Source organism: Thiolapillus sp., assembly GCF_048562965.1.
GTDB lineage: Bacteria > Pseudomonadota > Gammaproteobacteria > Chromatiales > Chromatiaceae > Thiolapillus > Thiolapillus brandeum_A.
Window position 1 is genome coordinate 1 of sequence record NZ_JBHNMF010001280.1, and the last position, 728, is coordinate 728.

1 pseudogene is annotated in these 728 nt (G+C 49.9%); it reads left to right on the top strand.

Features of this window, described 5'->3' with window-relative positions:
* Nucleotides 1-283: 283 nt before the first annotated feature.
* Nucleotides 284-598, top strand: a pseudogene (locus ACOCD2_RS23820) (transposase); the annotation flags it as partial.
* Nucleotides 599-728: the final 130 nt, after the last annotated feature.

The following is a 728-nucleotide window of genomic DNA, read 5'->3' on the forward strand; positions in this document are numbered from 1 at the left end:
CACCAGAACAATCCCGCAAGAAATCTTTGATGGCACCGACAATTCTTTGGTAGTTGTACCCACGAACAATCAGATGATGGCGGCAAATAACAACCTCATCTATGCCGTAAGTTTCCTCTAATCATCTTGGCGTACACACCTCTATATCAAACGATTCCTCACCCTCTTTTCCTTCGGGACGAGTTATAACTGAAAGTGGTGTTTGAAAGGAATTGAAAAAAAGCGGCGTATCTGGTTGATTTGAAGCTGCGAAGCAATCAAACAACCAAAAGGATACGCCACCATGAACAAGAATACCGTCGTTTCGTTCCAAGATCGAGAGCAGAATTCAGATCCGTTGAACGCTCTGCTCAGGACAGGCGCCAGAAAGCTGATTGAACAGGCCATTGAGGCAGAGTTGCAGGAATTGCTATCCCATTATGCAGGACAACAGACTGACAGCGGCCATGCTGCTGTCGTGCGCAATGGTTACCTGCCAGAGCGGGCCATACAGACCGGGATTGGCCCGGTAACGGTGAAGATTCCCAAGGTACGTTCAAGGACGGGTGAACCGATCACCTTCCGCTCTGCACTGGTACCTCCGTATATCCGCAAGAGCCGCTCGCTGCGTAAGCTTCCCCGTCAAGTGGACAGCTCAAAAGTAGAGATTCTGGCCTTTTCAAGGGCCTCAATGGGTGTCATCCCACCGAGACTGTCGTGATCTCGCTCTTCGTTGTATTCCAGCATCC